The organism is Bacillus pinisoli (genome assembly GCF_023036475.1).
Classification (GTDB): domain Bacteria; phylum Bacillota; class Bacilli; order Bacillales; family SA4; genus Bacillus_BS; species Bacillus_BS pinisoli.
This window is the reverse complement of sequence record NZ_JAJQKI010000005.1, coordinates 85,330-101,613: the sequence shown is the minus strand read 5'-3', so window position 1 is coordinate 101,613 and position 16,284 is coordinate 85,330. Positions and strand designations below refer to the sequence as shown.

At 37.6% G+C, this 16,284-nt stretch carries 17 protein-coding genes and 1 pseudogene; 15 read left to right on the top strand and 3 right to left on the bottom strand.

Annotation, left to right across the window (positions count from 1 at the left end):
- The first annotated feature begins 53 nt into the window (after nt 1-53).
- A protein-coding gene (gene prfB / locus LT143_RS09535) for a peptide chain release factor 2 (protein ID WP_246942722.1) occupies nt 54-1,152 on the top strand; the annotation gives its coding sequence in 2 pieces (ribosomal slippage) (nt 54-116 and nt 118-1,152; 1,098 coding nt in all).
- A gap of 125 nt (nt 1,153-1,277) precedes the next feature.
- Here the strand turns inward: prfB and LT143_RS09530 are convergent.
- Both LT143_RS09530 and LT143_RS09525 read right to left on the bottom strand, forming a co-directional pair.
- Complete coding sequence (locus tag LT143_RS09530) at nt 1,278-1,658, bottom strand: NINE protein (protein WP_246942721.1); 381 nt, start codon at nt 1,656-1,658, stop codon at nt 1,278-1,280.
- Between the two features lie 5 nt (nt 1,659-1,663).
- A complete protein-coding gene (locus LT143_RS09525; RefSeq protein WP_246942719.1) occupies nt 1,664-1,999 on the bottom strand; it encodes a TM2 domain-containing protein in 336 nt (111 codons plus the stop codon).
- Between the two features lie 329 nt (nt 2,000-2,328).
- Here LT143_RS09525 and LT143_RS09520 point away from each other — a divergent pair, with 329 nt between their 5' ends.
- The 11 genes from LT143_RS09520 (at nt 2,329) to LT143_RS09470 (ending at nt 12,119) form a co-directional block, all read left to right on the top strand.
- Complete coding sequence (locus LT143_RS09520; protein ID WP_246942717.1) at nt 2,329-3,195, top strand: YitT family protein; 867 nt, start codon at nt 2,329-2,331, stop codon at nt 3,193-3,195.
- 52 nt (nt 3,196-3,247) lie between these two features.
- On the top strand, nt 3,248-3,586 hold the full coding sequence (cccB, locus tag LT143_RS09515; protein WP_246942715.1) for a cytochrome c551: 339 nt from the start codon (nt 3,248-3,250) through the stop codon (nt 3,584-3,586).
- A gap of 691 nt (nt 3,587-4,277) precedes the next feature.
- Nucleotides 4,278-4,964 carry a cell division ATP-binding protein FtsE gene (ftsE, locus tag LT143_RS09510; protein WP_246942713.1) on the top strand — a complete coding sequence of 229 codons (687 nt, stop codon included), beginning with the start codon at nt 4,278-4,280 and terminating at the stop codon, nt 4,962-4,964.
- Nucleotides 4,954-5,847, top strand: a complete 894-nt coding sequence (gene ftsX, locus LT143_RS09505; protein WP_246942711.1) for a permease-like cell division protein FtsX — start codon at nt 4,954-4,956, stop codon at nt 5,845-5,847. The genes ftsE and ftsX overlap by 11 nt, the downstream gene beginning before the upstream one ends.
- A 29-nt stretch (nt 5,848-5,876) precedes the next feature.
- Entirely contained in the window at nt 5,877-7,154 is a 1,278-nt protein-coding gene (locus LT143_RS09500) for a murein hydrolase activator EnvC family protein (RefSeq protein ID WP_246942709.1), read from the top strand.
- A gap of 192 nt (nt 7,155-7,346) precedes the next feature.
- Complete coding sequence (locus LT143_RS09495) at nt 7,347-8,036, top strand: cobalamin B12-binding domain-containing protein (RefSeq protein WP_246942707.1); 690 nt, start codon at nt 7,347-7,349, stop codon at nt 8,034-8,036.
- Nucleotides 8,023-9,126 (top strand): two-component system sensor histidine kinase NtrB, encoded by a 1,104-nt coding sequence (locus tag LT143_RS09490; RefSeq protein ID WP_246942704.1) that lies wholly within the window; start codon nt 8,023-8,025, stop codon nt 9,124-9,126. The genes LT143_RS09495 and LT143_RS09490 overlap by 14 nt, the downstream gene beginning before the upstream one ends.
- Before the next feature lie 17 nt (nt 9,127-9,143).
- The gene (locus LT143_RS09485; protein ID WP_246942701.1) at nt 9,144-9,452 is read left to right on the top strand and encodes an antibiotic biosynthesis monooxygenase family protein; all 309 of its coding nucleotides are present in this window, start codon (nt 9,144-9,146) and stop codon (nt 9,450-9,452) included.
- A complete protein-coding gene (locus tag LT143_RS09480; protein WP_246942700.1) occupies nt 9,449-9,802 on the top strand; it encodes a hypothetical protein in 354 nt (117 codons plus the stop codon). The genes LT143_RS09485 and LT143_RS09480 overlap by 4 nt, the downstream gene beginning before the upstream one ends.
- A 64-nt stretch (nt 9,803-9,866) precedes the next feature.
- Nucleotides 9,867-10,013 carry a sporulation histidine kinase inhibitor Sda gene (gene sda / locus LT143_RS09475; RefSeq protein ID WP_246942697.1) on the top strand — a complete coding sequence of 49 codons (147 nt, stop codon included), beginning with the start codon at nt 9,867-9,869 and terminating at the stop codon, nt 10,011-10,013.
- Nucleotides 10,014-10,433: 420 nt separating this feature from the next.
- Nucleotides 10,434-12,119 (top strand): methyl-accepting chemotaxis protein, encoded by a 1,686-nt coding sequence (locus tag LT143_RS09470; RefSeq protein WP_246942695.1) that lies wholly within the window; start codon nt 10,434-10,436, stop codon nt 12,117-12,119.
- A gap of 79 nt (nt 12,120-12,198) precedes the next feature.
- Here the strand turns inward: LT143_RS09470 and LT143_RS09465 are convergent, their stop codons facing one another.
- Complete coding sequence (locus LT143_RS09465) at nt 12,199-12,726, bottom strand: GbsR/MarR family transcriptional regulator (RefSeq protein ID WP_246942692.1); 528 nt, start codon at nt 12,724-12,726, stop codon at nt 12,199-12,201.
- Nucleotides 12,727-12,902: 176 nt separating this feature from the next.
- Between LT143_RS09465 and LT143_RS09460 the strand changes: the two genes are divergently transcribed.
- From LT143_RS09460 to LT143_RS20735, 3 genes and pseudogenes are all read left to right on the top strand, one after another.
- Nucleotides 12,903-13,961 (top strand): GGDEF domain-containing protein, encoded by a 1,059-nt coding sequence (locus tag LT143_RS09460; protein WP_246942690.1) that lies wholly within the window; start codon nt 12,903-12,905, stop codon nt 13,959-13,961.
- 187 nt (nt 13,962-14,148) lie between these two features.
- A pseudogene (locus LT143_RS20740) lies at nt 14,149-15,126 on the top strand (cache domain-containing protein); the annotation flags it as partial.
- On the top strand, nt 15,124-16,074 hold the full coding sequence (locus LT143_RS20735) for a methyl-accepting chemotaxis protein (protein WP_418909824.1): 951 nt from the start codon (nt 15,124-15,126) through the stop codon (nt 16,072-16,074). The pseudogene LT143_RS20740 and the gene LT143_RS20735, both read left to right, overlap by 3 nt.
- The last annotated feature ends 210 nt before the right edge of the window (nt 16,075-16,284 follow it).

The following is a 16,284-nucleotide window of genomic DNA, read 5'->3' as shown; positions in this document are numbered from 1 at the left end:
ATGTCTTTGATAAGGCATAGGCTTTTTGCTGAAAATACACACGAGGTGACAAAATGGAATTAGCAGAAATCAGACATGAACTTGAAAAGATGGAAAAGAGACTAGAAGACTTTAGGGGGTCTCTTTGACTTAGAAGAAAAAGAGGCACGCATTCGCGAACTAGATGAGCGTATGGCAGAGCCAGACTTCTGGGATAAACAGCAAGAAGCTCAAACCGTTATTAATGAAGCGAACGGACTAAAGGAACTCGTTAATCAGTTTAATGAGCTCCAAGATGCCTATGAAAATTTAGACGTTACTTATGAGTTGTTAAGGGAAGAAAATGACGCTGACTTAATGACAGAGTTAGAGTCTGAAATTAAATCTGTCACAAAAGAGTTTAACGACTTTGAGCTTCAATTACTTTTAAGTGAACCATATGATAAGAACAATGCCATTCTTGAGCTACACCCAGGAGCTGGTGGTACAGAATCACAAGACTGGGGTTCTATGCTACTTCGTATGTACACGAGATGGGCTGAACGTAAAGGCTTTAAAGTGGAAACACTTGATTACTTGCCTGGAGATGAGGCGGGGATTAAGAGTGTATCGTTATTAATTAAGGGTCACAATGCCTATGGATACTTGAAAGCAGAAAAAGGGGTACACCGTTTAGTCCGTATTTCTCCTTTTGATGCATCCGGACGTCGTCATACGTCATTCGTATCTTGTGATGTCCTACCAGAGTTCAATGAAGAAATCGACATCGATATCAGAACGGAAGATTTGAAAATTGATACGTACCGTGCAAGTGGAGCGGGTGGACAGCATATTAATACGACAGATTCTGCCGTTCGTATTACCCACCTTCCGACAAACACAGTCGTTACATGTCAAACGGAACGTTCTCAAATTAAAAATCGTGAACGTGCCATGAAAATGCTTCAAGCCAAGCTATATCAACGTAAAATTGAAGAGCAACAAGCGCAGCTTGACGAAATTCGTGGAGAACAAAAAGACATCAGCTGGGGAAGCCAAATTCGTTCCTACGTCTTCCATCCATATTCACTCGTAAAGGACCACCGTACGAACTACGAAGTGGGGAACACGCAAAGTGTTATGGACGGAGACCTTGATTCGTTCATCGATGCCTACTTACGATCTAAATTATAATTATGTAATTTTTAGCATCTTAACTAGTAAAAAGGTGAAAGGTTTATATGGTCTATATAAAGTAATCCTAGTATTAATTAAAAACGTAACAAAATACTTTTACAAAATAGCAAAAAACTGAGAGCTTAAAGCAACTCAGTTTTTTTTATTGTAATAAGTATTTTCCGTTCTATTTCATCATTTAGTGAATCAATCCTTTTATTTAAGAAAAAAGCATCAATCCAGCTCCAAATGACAGAACTAATTATAAAAAAAAGCGAGAGATAAAAAAGAAAATCCGAGAGTGAGTAATAAAGAACCAAGCAAAATAAGAATAATGGAAAGACAGTAGTACATAGCATAATACTTCCGATCTTAAAATCTTCTGTATAGAATCGGTGTGCCCCAAAAAAAGATAACCCTGCCCATAATCCCCATGCTGCCTCTTTGCTTTTGCTCTTTTTAAACATTTCAGATTCAAGAATACCAAGTTCTTCTAATGTTAATTGTTTTTTTTCATTAATCATAAGTTTTACTTAAGTGAAGCTGCTACTTCAGAGTTTGCTCTTGCTTGCTTGATTGTACGAATCTCAGAAAGCAGTTCATTCTCTGTTTGTTCATTAGTTTGTTTAACCATACTATTAATTAGAAAAAGATCAATAAAAGTCCAAATTCCTAAACCACCTAAAGTAAGTAACATACCTACAGCTGTTCCTGTCTTTCCTAAGTAGAAACGGTGACCACCAGCGGCACCAAGGAAAAACCAAAGTAGCCATGTTGTTCCACTAGATTTTTGCTTTTTGCTCATTTCTGAACTAAGTAGTTGAAGATCTTCACTTGTTAAGTCTTGCTTTTTTAGTAACGACAAATTTCTTCCTCCTAATACAAAAAATGTAATAATAACATGGTAATTATACACTATTATTGTAGAAAAATGTAAAAAAAGATTATAATTTACAATTTTATAGAAATAGCTGTTACTTATATAGCTTTATAAGGTGGCAAACAGATAGGATTAAACCATCTCCTCTGTCACAAACTAACATTAATAAATCATTAATTTACCCCTTTACCACACTACTTGAATACCATTCACAAAACAAAATCACCATGATATACTCACTTCGGCGCTTTAAAGCTATGGGGGCCTGGCCCCCATAGCTTTAAAGCGGTAAAGTTAGGGAGGTCAGATGTTGTATGGGGAAAAATCGAAAAGAAGTGCTGCTTAGCCCTCGGGTTGAGACATTGCTGGAATACATATATGTGTTAGTTGGTTCTGCGGTTGTGGCGCTTGCGTTTAATTTGTTTTTATTACCTAATCGGATTGCTTCTGGTGGGGTTAGTGGGATCAGTACGATTACGGATGCTGTTTTGGGCTGGGAGCCGGCATTTGTACAGATGGCACTGAATGTACCATTGTTTATTGCTGGCATTGTGTTTCTTGGTCGTTCGTTTGGTTTGAAGAGTCTTGTTGGTACTATATTTTTACCACTAGTCGTGTTTCTTTCTAGGGATATGGAAGCTGCCACGTTAGATCCTCTTCTTGGAGCTCTTTTTGGAGGAGTGGGAGTCGGTCTAGGGCTTGGGATTGTGTTCCGTGGGAAGGCGTCGACTGGTGGAGTAGATTTAGCGGCACAGATTATTAATAAGTACACAGGATTATCACTCGGGACTTGTGTAGCTATTATTGACGGAATGGTCGTGTTAACGGCTGCGGTTGTGTTTGATTTAGAACGCGGGATGTATGCGTTAATTGCCTTATTTGTAACGAGTAAGACAATCGACTTGGTTCAAGTAGGAATTGGTTATTCAAAGATGGCCATTATTATTACATCTAACGAAACTGAGGTTAGAAAAGCTATCTTAACAAAAATTGACCGAGGCGTTACAAAGTTATCAGCATTCGGTGGATATACAGATCAAGAGCGTCCGGTGCTCATGTGTGTGGTTAACCAAACGGAGTTCACAAAATTGAAACAACTGGTAAAAAGCATTGATCCATCTGCATTTGTTGTCGTTATGAATGCATCAGAAGTTCTGGGGGAAGGCTTTAAACGTACATAAATAGAGTCTTCTAGGATAAAATAGTTCTATGATGACTCTAGGAGGATTTTACATGAAAAGTAAAATTATGGTTGTTTTGTTTGGGGCAGTGCTTACTTTAACAGCTTGTGGCGGTGGAGACGATACGGCTCAAGAGGAGACGACAGGAGCTACGGCTGGTGGTACAACTGAAGTTTCAGATGGTGAAAAGCTTTATCAACAAAGTTGTGCAAATTGTCACGGTGGGAACTTGCAAGGTAATATCGGACCAGCACTTCAAAAGGTCGGAAGCAAGTATTCTGAAGAGGAAATCTTACATATTATCCACGAAGGTCAAGGCTCTATGCCAAAAGGTATCCTGCAAGGTGCAGATGCTGACGCTGTTGCCGCTTGGTTATCATCAATGAAATAAGAAAATGCGCTGAAATGGCGCATTTTTTTATTAGGTCTAGCTATTTACTTTAGTTTAATAATTTACAAGTTGGCGATCTACAGAGGAATTGCATTAAAATATAATTTTATGCACGGTTCCTCGTCTTTTTGCACGGAAATCCAACTTTGTGCACGCTTTTATCCACTTTCTGCACGAAAATCCAAATTTCTGCACAAATCACCCACCTACAGCAACTCCCCAAAAACACCAGCAACCTCACCAGCAAATACCGGCATCAACTACCAAAATCTCCTATTTCCTGCGCAATAATACAAACTTCTTACCCTTGAAACACAATTGTAATAAAAAAACGTCAAAAAATGACGTTATATGGTGTTATAATAGAGAAAGTATAAAAGGTTGCCAACGATATATGGCAAATTTCGTTATTTACACAATAAATGTCGAATCTAGTAGAATCCTATATTATAATGAGAAAGTTGTTCTTAAATATACATTTTAATTATGCTCTTTTGTTTTTGCAGTGTTGATTGAAGTGGAGGGACGCGAGACTCCTGCGGGAAAAGCGCGGTAAGGGAGACCCCGCAGGCGAGAAACGCCGAGGAGGCTCCTGAACCCGCCCGCGGAAAGCGAGTGTCCTGTAACGAAAATCAACCCTATTAATAGAGCTTTAACTTAACATAATGAAAAAGTCGGGTGATAAATTAACATGATCGAATTAAAGGATGTATATAAAACATATCCGAATGGTGTTCTAGCGGTTAATGGAATCTCCGTTAAAATAAATCAAGGTGAATTTGTCTATGTAGTGGGTCCGAGCGGGGCAGGTAAATCAACGTTCATTAAGATGATGTATCGTGAAGAAAAGCCTTCTAAAGGAACTATTACGATTAATGATATAAATCTAGCAAAGTTAAAAGAAAGTAAAGTTCCATACCTACGTAGAAATATTGGCGTTGTATTCCAAGACTTTAAGCTCTTACCTACATTAACGGTTTATGAAAATGTTGCATTTGCCCTCGAAGTGATTCAGGAGCAACCGAAGAATATAAAAAGACGCGTCATGGATGTTTTGGATCTAGTACGTTTAAAGCATAAAGCACGCTTTCTTCCCCATGAATTATCTGGTGGAGAGCAGCAACGTGTATCTATCGCACGCTCTATTGTAAATAATCCAAAGGTGATGATAGCGGACGAGCCTACGGGGAATCTTGATCCGGAAACATCTTGGGAAATCATGAATATCTTTGAGGAAATTAATAATAGAGGCACAACGATTGTCATGGCGACTCACAACCGTGAAATTGTAAATACAGTTCGAAAACGTGTCATTGCGATTGAGAACGGTAAAATTGCACGCGATGAATTAAGGGGTGAATACGGCTATGACTCTTAGAACAATGGTCCGCCACCTCCGTGAAGGTGTTAAGAATATATTTAGAAATGGCTGGATGACGTTTGCTTCTGTCAGTGCAGTAACGGTGACGTTACTTCTTGTCGGTAGTTTTCTCGCCATTATGATGAACCTTAATCAATTTGCGAAATCCATTGAAGACGATGTTGAAATAAGTGTTCACATCTCGTTAGAAGCCACGGAGTCAGACCGAGCGGGACTTGAGGCAAGTATTAAACGAATTCCAGAAGTTGAAACCGTAACATTCTCTTCAAAGGATCAACAGCTTCAAAGTTTAATTGAAAGTATGGGAGAAGAAGGGGAATCTTTCTCTTTATTTAAACAGGACAACCCATTAAATGATGTGTTTATTGTTAAAACGAAAGAGCCAACTGATGTTATCAAAGTAGCTACTCAGATTGAACGCTTCAGTCAGGCTGAAAAAGTTTTATATGGAAAAGGAACGATAGAAAAGCTATTTAAAGGTATTGGTATTGCTCGTAATATTGGAATCGGTATTATATTCGGTCTATTATTTACGGCTATGTTCCTAATTTCAAATACGATTAAAATTACGATTATCGCTAGACGTAAAGAGATCGAGATTATGAAACTTGTTGGAGCGACAAATTGGTTCATTCGCTGGCCATTTTTCATCGAAGGTCTCTTACTAGGTGTTATTGGATCAATTCTACCAATTTTAATTACCGTGTTTAGCTACAACTATTTATACGAAACTGCCAATCCAAAGCTTGAGGATACTTTTTTCCAGCTACTACCGGTAACGCCGTTTATTTTCCAACTAAGCGGAATTCTATTATTAATCGGTGCTTTTATCGGGGTATGGGGAAGCTTATTATCTGTTCGTAAATTTTTAAAAGTTTAATAGATAGAGAGATGAGGAGGAACGAAACGTTGAGGAGAAAAGTTGTTGTGTTACTTATGGTTGTCACCACCGTTCTAGGTGGAACGCTTTTACATTTAGACACTGTTTTTGCCAGTACGAAGTCAGAATTAAATGATCAAAAGAAAGAATTAAACAAGAAGAAATCAGAAATTAATTCTGAAAAGGCAGTCGTGGAAGATGAGTACGATCAGCTTGAAGGTGAAATTAGTCAACTAGACAAAGAAATTAAAGCACTTGATTTAGCTCAAGCCGAAACGAATAGCCAAATTCGTGAGCAGCAAAGTAGCATTGAGTCTGTTAAGCAAGAAATTACTACTCTTCAAGAAGAAATTGTAGTGGTACAAGAGCGTATTGCAGAACGAAATGACCTTTTAAAAGAACGTGTTCGCTCCTTACAAGCAACAGGTGGAGTGGTTCAATACTTAGAAGTCATTCTTGGTTCACAAGACTTTAGTGATTTTATTGATCGCATGACAGCCGTTACGACTATTTTTAAAGCAGATAAGGAAATTCTTACAAAGCATCAAGAGGACAAGCTGTTATTAGAGCAAAAGCAATCGGAGCTACAAACAGCTTTAGAGGCACTAGAATCAAAACTTGCTGAGCTTGAAACGATGTTAGCGAAACAAAAAGCGCAAGAGCAAAGTAAACAACAGCTAATGTCGAAACTTGAAACGCAACAAGAAGAGCTTCAACATGAAATACATGAACTAGAAAATGAAGCGGAAATTATCGCGGCACAATCAGCTGCTATTGCAAAAGAACTTGAGCGTATTAAAAAAGCTGAAGCTGAAGAAGCTGCTCGTAAAAAGAAAGAGCAAGAGGAAGCGGCTAAGTCAGGGAAATCTGGTCAATCCGATCAATCTTCCTCTGCCCCTGCTGCATCAGGAGATTTCATTAGACCATCAGAAGGGCCAGTAACCTCTAACTACGGTTCAAGATGGGGACGCCTTCACGCTGGAATTGACATCGGGAAAAGAGGTAGTAGTGTTCCTGTTGTTTCCGTTGCATCTGGGACAGTCATCAGCTCTTACTATTCTTCCAGCTATGGAAATGTTGTTTTTATTGCACACAGTGTGAACGGTCAAATGTGGACAACGGTCTATGCTCATCTAGAAAATAGAGAAGTATCTGCTGGTCAAACGGTTCAACAAGGTCAACGTGTAGGTTATATGGGGAACACAGGTCGTTCTACTGGTCCTCATTTACACTTTGAGCTTCATAAAGGTGGCTGGAACGGCTCAAAATCTAATTCAGTCAACCCACGAAACTATATTAACTTCTAATTAACGTAAACACAGCCTGGTAACTTACATAACCAGGCTGTGTTTTTATGTTCACTTGATACCTTCTACCAATAAGTGTTACTCTAATAGTAGTTTACTAGTCTCTTAACTTACTTTATAATAAAATAATTGGCTTATACTTGGATATTATTGTCCTTTATATAAAAAATATAAAGGTGCGTGACATACATCATGAATGGATTTCATTTACATGAATTTCAATTGAAAAAGTTAGTAGAATTAATGCTTGAAGCTAATGACAACAAGGCTTGGCAGCTTATTTCTAGTTGGATGAATGAACGAGAAGATAGTTTATTCTTCTATGAGTATGCCCTTGCTGAAGCTATGCGTTACGTCGGTGAACTATGGGAACTCAATGAGATTACAGTTGCTGATGAACATATTGCCTCTAATGTGTGTAACTTATTAATTGCCCGTTACCATGTTGAGATTAGTAATCGGCTTGAAGATCATACAACAGAGTCTTCTTTAAAAGGAATGTTCTTCTGCATTGAAGGTGAAGAGCATTCACTAGGAATTAGAATGGTTACTTCCCTTTTTAAGGAGTATGGTTGGAATACACGATATCTTGGTGCCAACCTTCCAGTGAAGGATGCCGTTATTTATGCTACTAAATGGAGGCCAGAGATAATAGGAGTCTCGTTGTCAATTATCTATAATCTCCCTAAGCTTATGGAGTTTTTATCGGAGATGGACAAGCTAGATTATCGTCCCGAAATATTAGTAGGAGGGAGAATCACAACATTGTTTGAATTAGAAAGTCACCTACCAAAAAATATTCGTATCGTAAAAGAATTAGACAGTTTAAATCATATGCTTCAACATAACGAGTTGTGTAAGGAATTACATGTTATCAGTTGACCAATCTATTAACCTCATTCCTTTTCCACTTTTTATTATTGATGCTGACTTCTCAATCTTGCACGTATCTGAGGAAACCTATGATCACTTTCCACCTGTTGAAAACTTTCTAGAACTTGTTGATTTTGGTAGTCGTAAAAAAGCACAGCGCTTTATGAAGCCAGTATTTGCAAAGACGAAAATAGAGTTGAATTTAATTAATAAGGAAAATAGGCTGACGTTGTATGATGTATATACTCAATGGGAGAATACTGAACGCATCTACGTTTTCTGTGTTCAAAAACAGGAGAGTATACAGCAAATCCAAGAAATCATTCAAAAACTTCAAAATCAAATAGAAAATGAAAACTTAACTCTACTCGAGAAGCATGACCAGATGGAACTTACTCTAAAGAAGATGGAGAAAATTGTAATGGATCATGATAACTTAACCAATTTTGGTAGAGTTGCCAACACAATTGCTAATGATCTAAAGCGTCCACTATTAAGTGTCAGAGGATTCCTGCAGCTGATTAAACCTCATTTAGTGGAGGTGGGAAAAGCTCATTATGCAGATATTGCCTTAGACGAAATTAATCATGCCAATAATTTAATCTATCAATACTTAAGTACAACTGTTCCAGCTGAACCTGAGAAAAAACAAGCGAATATACAAAAAATTGTGTCTGACGTTATTACTAGCACGAAAAATGAGTCCGCTCGTCATAATTGTCAGGTGAAATATAGTAAAGAGCAAATTTTACCGGTCATTGATATTGATCCTTTACAAATTAAGCAGGTTTTACTTAACCTCATTAAAAATGGGATGGATGCGATCCAAGCAAGCCCCAACAAAAATCAAGGTAGCATCCTAATTAAAACAAAGCTTAACCAAGACACAGTTGAAATCTCTGTCCAGGATAATGGTAAAGGAATGGATAAAGAGACGGTGCGTAAAATTTTCACGCCGTTTTTCACAACAAAGGATAAAGGAATTGGTATTGGTTTATCGGTATGTTTAAAAATTGTTCAGAACCACGGTGGAGTTATTGAAACAAAGAGTTCATTGGGTGAGGGAACTACTTTCACGATCGTTTTACCACTAGATTAGAATTGGAGTTGTCTTCATTGTTTATTGTTCATTCAACTTTTGAGATTCCGGTAATTGAGAAGGTAGATGAAGTGATACAGATATATAAAAATCGATCTAAATTAGTAGATCAGGCAGAAGGCTTTCTGCACTTCCAGTTATTGCAAAACCAAAAGAAGCCTAATTTCTTAACGGTTCAAATATCTTGGGAATCAAAGGAACACTACATGAAATGGGTGACCAGCGAAGATTTTAAACGAATCCATGAGCTGGAGAAGAAATACCCAGACCAAGAGCTTGCCCAAATTGTTCCGAAAGTTGAGCAGTTTGAGGTGGTAGCTACATGACTCAAGAAATTGAATTTATGATTGATGAAGTCGTTATAGATATATACAATGCCTACCCGGAACTGTTAGAACGCTTTGGAGAAAACGGTAGGAAAAAATGTCGTGAAGATAATCAACATCATTTTCATCATCTAGAACTGGCCTATACTTTAAACAATCCTGTTGTCTTTTTAGACTATACGAAATGGCTCAATAGTCTGTTAACAAGTCGAGGGATGAAGTCAGAGCACATCATTGACAACTTTGTCAGGATCCAACAAGTGATTCAAGGAAAAGGACTAGATGGAAAAGAAGACTATTATCAACATTGCCTAACCCAGGCAATCTCCTTATTAAAGGAACAAAAGTAATAAGGAACTTTTTAATCATTTTCTTGAGCAGTTAATAGATTATTAAAGAAGGGGTAAATGTAAGTTGAAGATAACAGATCAAGAATTAATCGAAGCCTATCAAAGTGCAGTAGAATTAGCGTTAGACCATGAATTTATTACAATGCTAGCGGAAGAGCTTGAAAAGCGAGGACTCAGCAGCAAAGTTAAACTTAGAATGGTTCAAAAATAATCATAGACCATTGCCAATCAGACATTACATTTAACCCCTGTTTACAACTGGCAAAAGATGATGATATGCAAGGCCCTTAAGGAAAGAGAACAATAGAATGATAGAAAAGAGCCTTACTAAAAAAGAACCTTTATACTTATTAGATGCTAGATAATCATCATGATTGTCTAGCTTTTTATTTGTCTATATTTAGGTCATATTCCTATTAGTACCATTTAAATAGGAACCTATTCCTATTTAATCCGAGCCCTCTACTAGTTATAATTTTAATGAAAAATAAGAATTTTCTTTTGATATGGATAAATTTACGTATATGCACAAAGACTTTTCCTCCAAATCTATCCAAACTTGTTATGGAGCTAATATTTTTACGTAGCACGTCGATATAAAGATTAAATAATCAAGGTAGAGGTGACCATCATGAAGCTAAAACTAGGGACAAAGATTAATCTAATTGTATTATCTATTATACTTGCACTTTCTGCAGTAATTGGTGTGATTGTAACAAGAGAGATTACCAACGGTGTAAAGGAATTTGCAATTGAAAAAGCAAAGGGAGATTTAAGTCTTGCTTATAGTTATATAGATAATAAATATGCTGGTGATTGGCAAATCGTTAATGACAAGTTGTATAAAGGTTTGACTGTCATGAATGAAAACTATGGAATCGTCGATAAAATCGGTGAAGATACAGGAGATACTGTAACGATTTTCCAAGGTGATACTCGTATTGCTACGAACGTAATGAAAGAAGGACAACGTGCTGTAGGAACTCAAATTTCGGCAGAAGTGGCAGATGTAGTGCTTAAAAAAGGTGAAAATTTCTACGGTGAAGCAGATGTAGCCGGTAATATGTACCAAACGGCTTATATGCCAATTAAGGATGCAAAAGGCGAAGTTATAGGTATTTTCTATGTGGGAGCTTCCCAAGCAAAAATTAATAGTATTATCTCTGCGTTTACGAAGCAGTTTTTAGTTACAATCTTGATTATGATTGTGGTGGCTGTTGCTATAACATTATGGTTTACTCGTCGAATAAAGAAACGTTTAACAAACATTACGGCTGCATTAGAACTTGCTGGCGAAGGTGATTTTACATCAACGGTAAGTGACAAAGCAGGTGATGAGCTAAGTGATTTATCTAACAGCTTTAACCGTATGGCGGAAAACTTGCGTAAAATGATGGATGAAGTAAGAAGTAATTCTGAACAAGTTGCTGCTTCATCACAACAACTGACAGCAAGTGCTGAACAAACTAGTAAGGCAACAGAAACGATTACAGAATCAATTCAGCAGGTGGCAAGTGGGGCTGAGCATTCTACTGCAAGTGTAGAGGAAACAGCAACTGCTTTAGAAGAAGTGACAAAAGGTATACAATCAATTGCTGAAAATGCTTCATCTATTTCAGAGGTTGGCGCGCAAACAACGAATAAGGCGAAATCAGGTGGAGAACTAGTTGGACAAACTGTACAGCAAATTCATGCGATTAGCCGTTCTGTAAATGAAAGTGGAGAGGTTATCAAATCACTTGATCAGCGTTCAAAAGAAATTGGAGAAATTACGAAGGTGATCTCTGCGATTGCTGAACAGACGAATCTTCTTGCTTTGAATGCGGCAATTGAAGCGGCAAGAGCGGGTGAGCATGGAAAAGGTTTTGCGGTGGTAGCGGATGAGGTTCGTAAGCTTGCTGAGCAATCTCAGCAGTCTTCTTCCCAAATATCTGGATTGATTGTTGATATTCAAAAGGATATGGTTCGTTCTAACCAATCGATTAACCAAGTTACGGTCGATGTCCATGAGGGCTTAGAAATTATCCAAAAGACGGAAACAAGCTTCCAAGAAATTCTGGAATCAATGGAACAGGTTGCGGCTCAAATTGATGATATGGCGGCTACAGCGGAACAAATTTCTGCAAGTTCAGAAGAAGTAACGGCTACCGTAGCTGGTATCACAAAGATCTCACAAGATACATCGATGCATTCTCAAAATGTAGCAGCCTCTGCAGAAGAGCAATTAGCTTCAATGGAAGAAATCTCTGCTTCTGCTAACTCGCTTTCAGGACTGGCTGAAGATCTACAAAAATTAATAAGTAAATTTAAAGTGTAAACGAAAGATGGACTTCTTTGTAAGTCCATCTTTTCATTTTGCAAAGTGTTTACGTAAGTGAAGAAAGTTTACTGTTTATCTAGTGTTTTGGGAAATGCTTAAATATTTCGCCAGACTCCATTGTATTGGCTAATTGCATCGTCCATTTCAAGTAGTTCTCTAAATTGTCTATGTATTCAAGGTCCTTTACAGCTGAATCTTTTACTTTTTGGTCCTTTGAAGAATGGGCAAGTTCTTCTAATAGCGGCTTTGTTTGTACATAGGCCTTGTGAATGATATTTCGTTCTTGTCTTATCTTTTTTACGAGAAAATGAATAAAGTTCCGTAGAAAATCCTTTTCAGCGATATAGTGATCTTTTCTGTCACCTTTTTTCCATACTTTTGTGACCATATCTGTTTCTAATAGTTCACGAATGCCATGACTAACACTAGCTTTACTCATCGCAACCTGGTCCTTGATTTCATCAAGGGACAAAGGTTCAGTTGCGAAATAGAGGACGCCATAAATACGCCCTACAGAGGGAGTAACCCCATAGATGACCATTGTTTGTGCGATCGCACTAATAATTGCGTCTCTGGCTTCATCAAGGCGTTGTTCATCACTCATTTATAACTCCTCCTGAGAGTGTAGTATATATTTAATGAAATAAGGAAGTTAATTGTAATCCTACTTAGCTTTCTCCTCCTACCATACTTTTTATGATACAATCTTCTAGAAATGAATAAGCAAAAGGATCTGGTTTTAAGATGATTAGTGACTTAATAGTAAATATAGCGATTCTTATGTCATTTACGTTTATATGGCATCAAATATTTCAGAATAATCGTTTGACCTTTCAATCTCCCATTTTGATTAAAGTGCTAGATGGATTAATTGCAGGACTACTAGGAATCATCTTGATGCATTACAGCATACAGGTGAACGCTGATACAATATTAGACCTTAGACATATTCCGGTTATTCTTGTTTCGTTTTTTGGGGGCTTTTTACCAACTATTGTTGCAGCGTTTGTTATCTCAATTGGACGTTTTTTCATTAGCTATAACCTTTCTGCCTTTGTGTCATTAGGTATGATGATTATTGTAGCGATAGGGGCTAGTCTCATTTCATATAAGGTAAAAGCATCTAATTGGAAGAAGTGGATGATTTTATTATTCTTTAGTCAGTTCTGTTTTTCTGTTGCCTTATATATTGTCGTGACGGATTATCAGGCGGTATTGAATTATGCTTTTTTTCATATTATTAGTACGATTATAGGTGGTATCTTAACGTTTTACTTTGTTTTATATATTAGGCGAAATACGGAACTCTTTAATTTATATAAGGAAAATTCGGAGCGTGATTCGTTAACAGGACTTTATAATGTTCGGTCTTTTGATCGTTACTATAATTCCATGCTTGCAGAAGCTAAAAGCAATCATGAAAATTGCGCTATATGTTTGTTTGATATTGATTATTTTAAGCAGATTAATGATACGCATGGTCATCCTGCAGGAGATGAAGTGATTAAACAATTTGCCTTGCTCCTCAGTCAATTAACAAGAAATGGCGATATTGTTTCTCGAAATGGTGGGGAGGAATTTTCGGTCTTGCTGCCAGGCTGTTCGCTTTTAAAAGCAGAAGAGATTGCAGAAAGAATTCGTATGACGGCAGAATCCAGATGGTTCACATTACCTAATCGGGACAGAATAAAGTTGACCGTTTCAGCAGGAATTGCGGTTCATGATCAGACAGACGATATAAGCGACACTGATTATTTATATCAACAAGCAGACGATGCACTCTATAAAGCAAAGCAGAATGGTCGAAATCGAGTGATGATGGCGACTACTACCGTGTAGGGCAGGGAAATTTTCCTTGCTTTTTTTGTTGTTTTTTTCCATATAAAAAATAGTGTCAAAATTTGTAGAAATTTGCGATAATTAGGAAAAAGGGGGAGAGATACTTGAAAAAGAAAGAGAAAAGAATGGTAGCTTTATAACAAGAACATTACAGCGTCAGATTTTAGTACCTTTTTTATCATTAATTGTGGTTGCCATTTTAGTCTTATCTTTTGTTTTATATCGTTCAACGGTTTCTATTGTAACGGATGAGCTGACGACAAATGTTCAAAAGCAAATGTACGCTTTGAATAGCACGTTTGACTTATTTTTCACTCAGCATGAGAATGTAATCAACCGGTTTGTTAATCAAGAAGAAGTTCAAAATTACACGGGGAATGAAGAGATTTTACTAAAGAGCTTCGGAGAGACAGCAGAAGCTGAGGAATCTATTGCCAATGTTTATTTAGGAACTGCTAATAAAGATATGATTTTATACCCTCCTACTGACCTACCTGCAGACTATGATCCTACCAGTCGTCCATGGTATCAAGACGCTGTGAATAACCCAGATCAGGTTATATGGACGGAGCCTTATATCGATACTGCTACACAGGAAGCGATTGTGAGTGCGGCACGAGCTGTCTATAATGGTTCGACACTTATAGGCGTTATGTCTATTGATATTTCTCTTGAAACGCTTGCTAACTTAATCAATAAAGAGAAAATTGGCGAAACGGGCTATGCTATTTTAATTGATAAATCAGGAAAATATTTAGTGCATCCAAATAGAGCATATATCGGAGAGGATCTTACACAAGAGGATTATTATAAAGAGATTCAGAGATTAGGTGATCATGGCGTCATTGAGTATCAATTTGAGGGTCAAGATAAAGTAATGGCGTTTGTCGAAAACGAAAAGACTGGATGGGAAATTGCAGGAACGGCTTATAAAGAAGAGCTAGCAAAGAAAGGTACGGCTATTTTATACCCAATTTTGATCACATTTATAGTCATTATGGTTATTGCAACCATTATTTCTTTACTTCTTTCAAGACGAATCACAAAGCCAATTCAGCTCCTTCAAACGAGTATGAAGGAAGTAGAAGAAGGAAATCTTGCTTTACAAGTATCTGTCAATCGCCAAGATGAGATAGGGCAACTGTCGCAAAGTTTTAATAACATGGTTCATCAGATGAACGGTGTAATTAGTAGAGTCCGTTCGATCTCTACTGAAGTAACAGATGCTTCTCAAACCCTTGTAGCATCGGCTGAAGAAAATACGGCTGCTTCCAATGAGGTTGCGACGACGATGGAGCAAATTGCAGGTGGAGCGTCAAAACAAACGGAGTTATTTGAGGCAAATCAAGAATCCATTTCTTCGTTAGCTAAGAAAATGAAGCAAGTTGAAGAACAGGCAGAAGAAATCCGAGTGAATTCGGAATCTATGACGCTTTCTTCTGTAGATGGAATGAAGAGAGTGCAACTATTAAAGGAACAATTTGATGAAACGACAAAGCGTTCTAATGAGATGGTAGATGCAGTACGTTCACTAGATGAAAATTCAAGCTCGATTAGTGAGATTGTAAAGAGTATTGCTAAGATTGCCTCTCAAACGAATTTACTTGCGTTAAATGCAGCTATTGAAGCCGCACGTGCCGGTGAAGCTGGTAAGGGATTTGCCGTTGTAGCAGAAGAGGTACGAAAGCTAGCAGAACAAACGGAAGGGTCTCTTAAAGATATTTCTACTATAATAGAAAAGATGCAGACTGAGACGAGAAAAACAGTAACCCTGATCACTCAAACGAATGACTCTATGCAACAACAAGGAAAAGCGGTGACGGAAACGGAGAATGCCTTTACCTCTATTTCAGCAGCTATTTCAGCGAGTCGAACATTTGTCGCTTCAATTTTGGAATCAATGGGAGAAATGGTGAAGGATAAAGACACGCTAGTCGTCCATGCAAGCGAGTTATCATCCATTAGCCAAGAGACGGCAGCAGGAACACAACAAGTATCTGCTTCAATTGAGGAGACTACGGCATCAATGGAACAGCTTAATCAGCTAGCCTTTGAACTAGAAAATCATGCAAGAGAAATGAACACCGAAATCCAAAAGTTTACCGTATCCTAATGGATTGGCACTGTCTGTAGAGGCAGTGCTATTTTCATAGTCCGGACATAATTTTGATAACAGACTCATATTCAGTACAAGCTTTGCATAAGAATACTGAAGTAGGTGAATTTTACAAGAAAGCTCTTTTTTACATATACTTGTATAATCTATACATAGACAGCCTACATGTAAGTTTAGCTTGGAAAAACTTCTGCTAGCTCGCTTTTT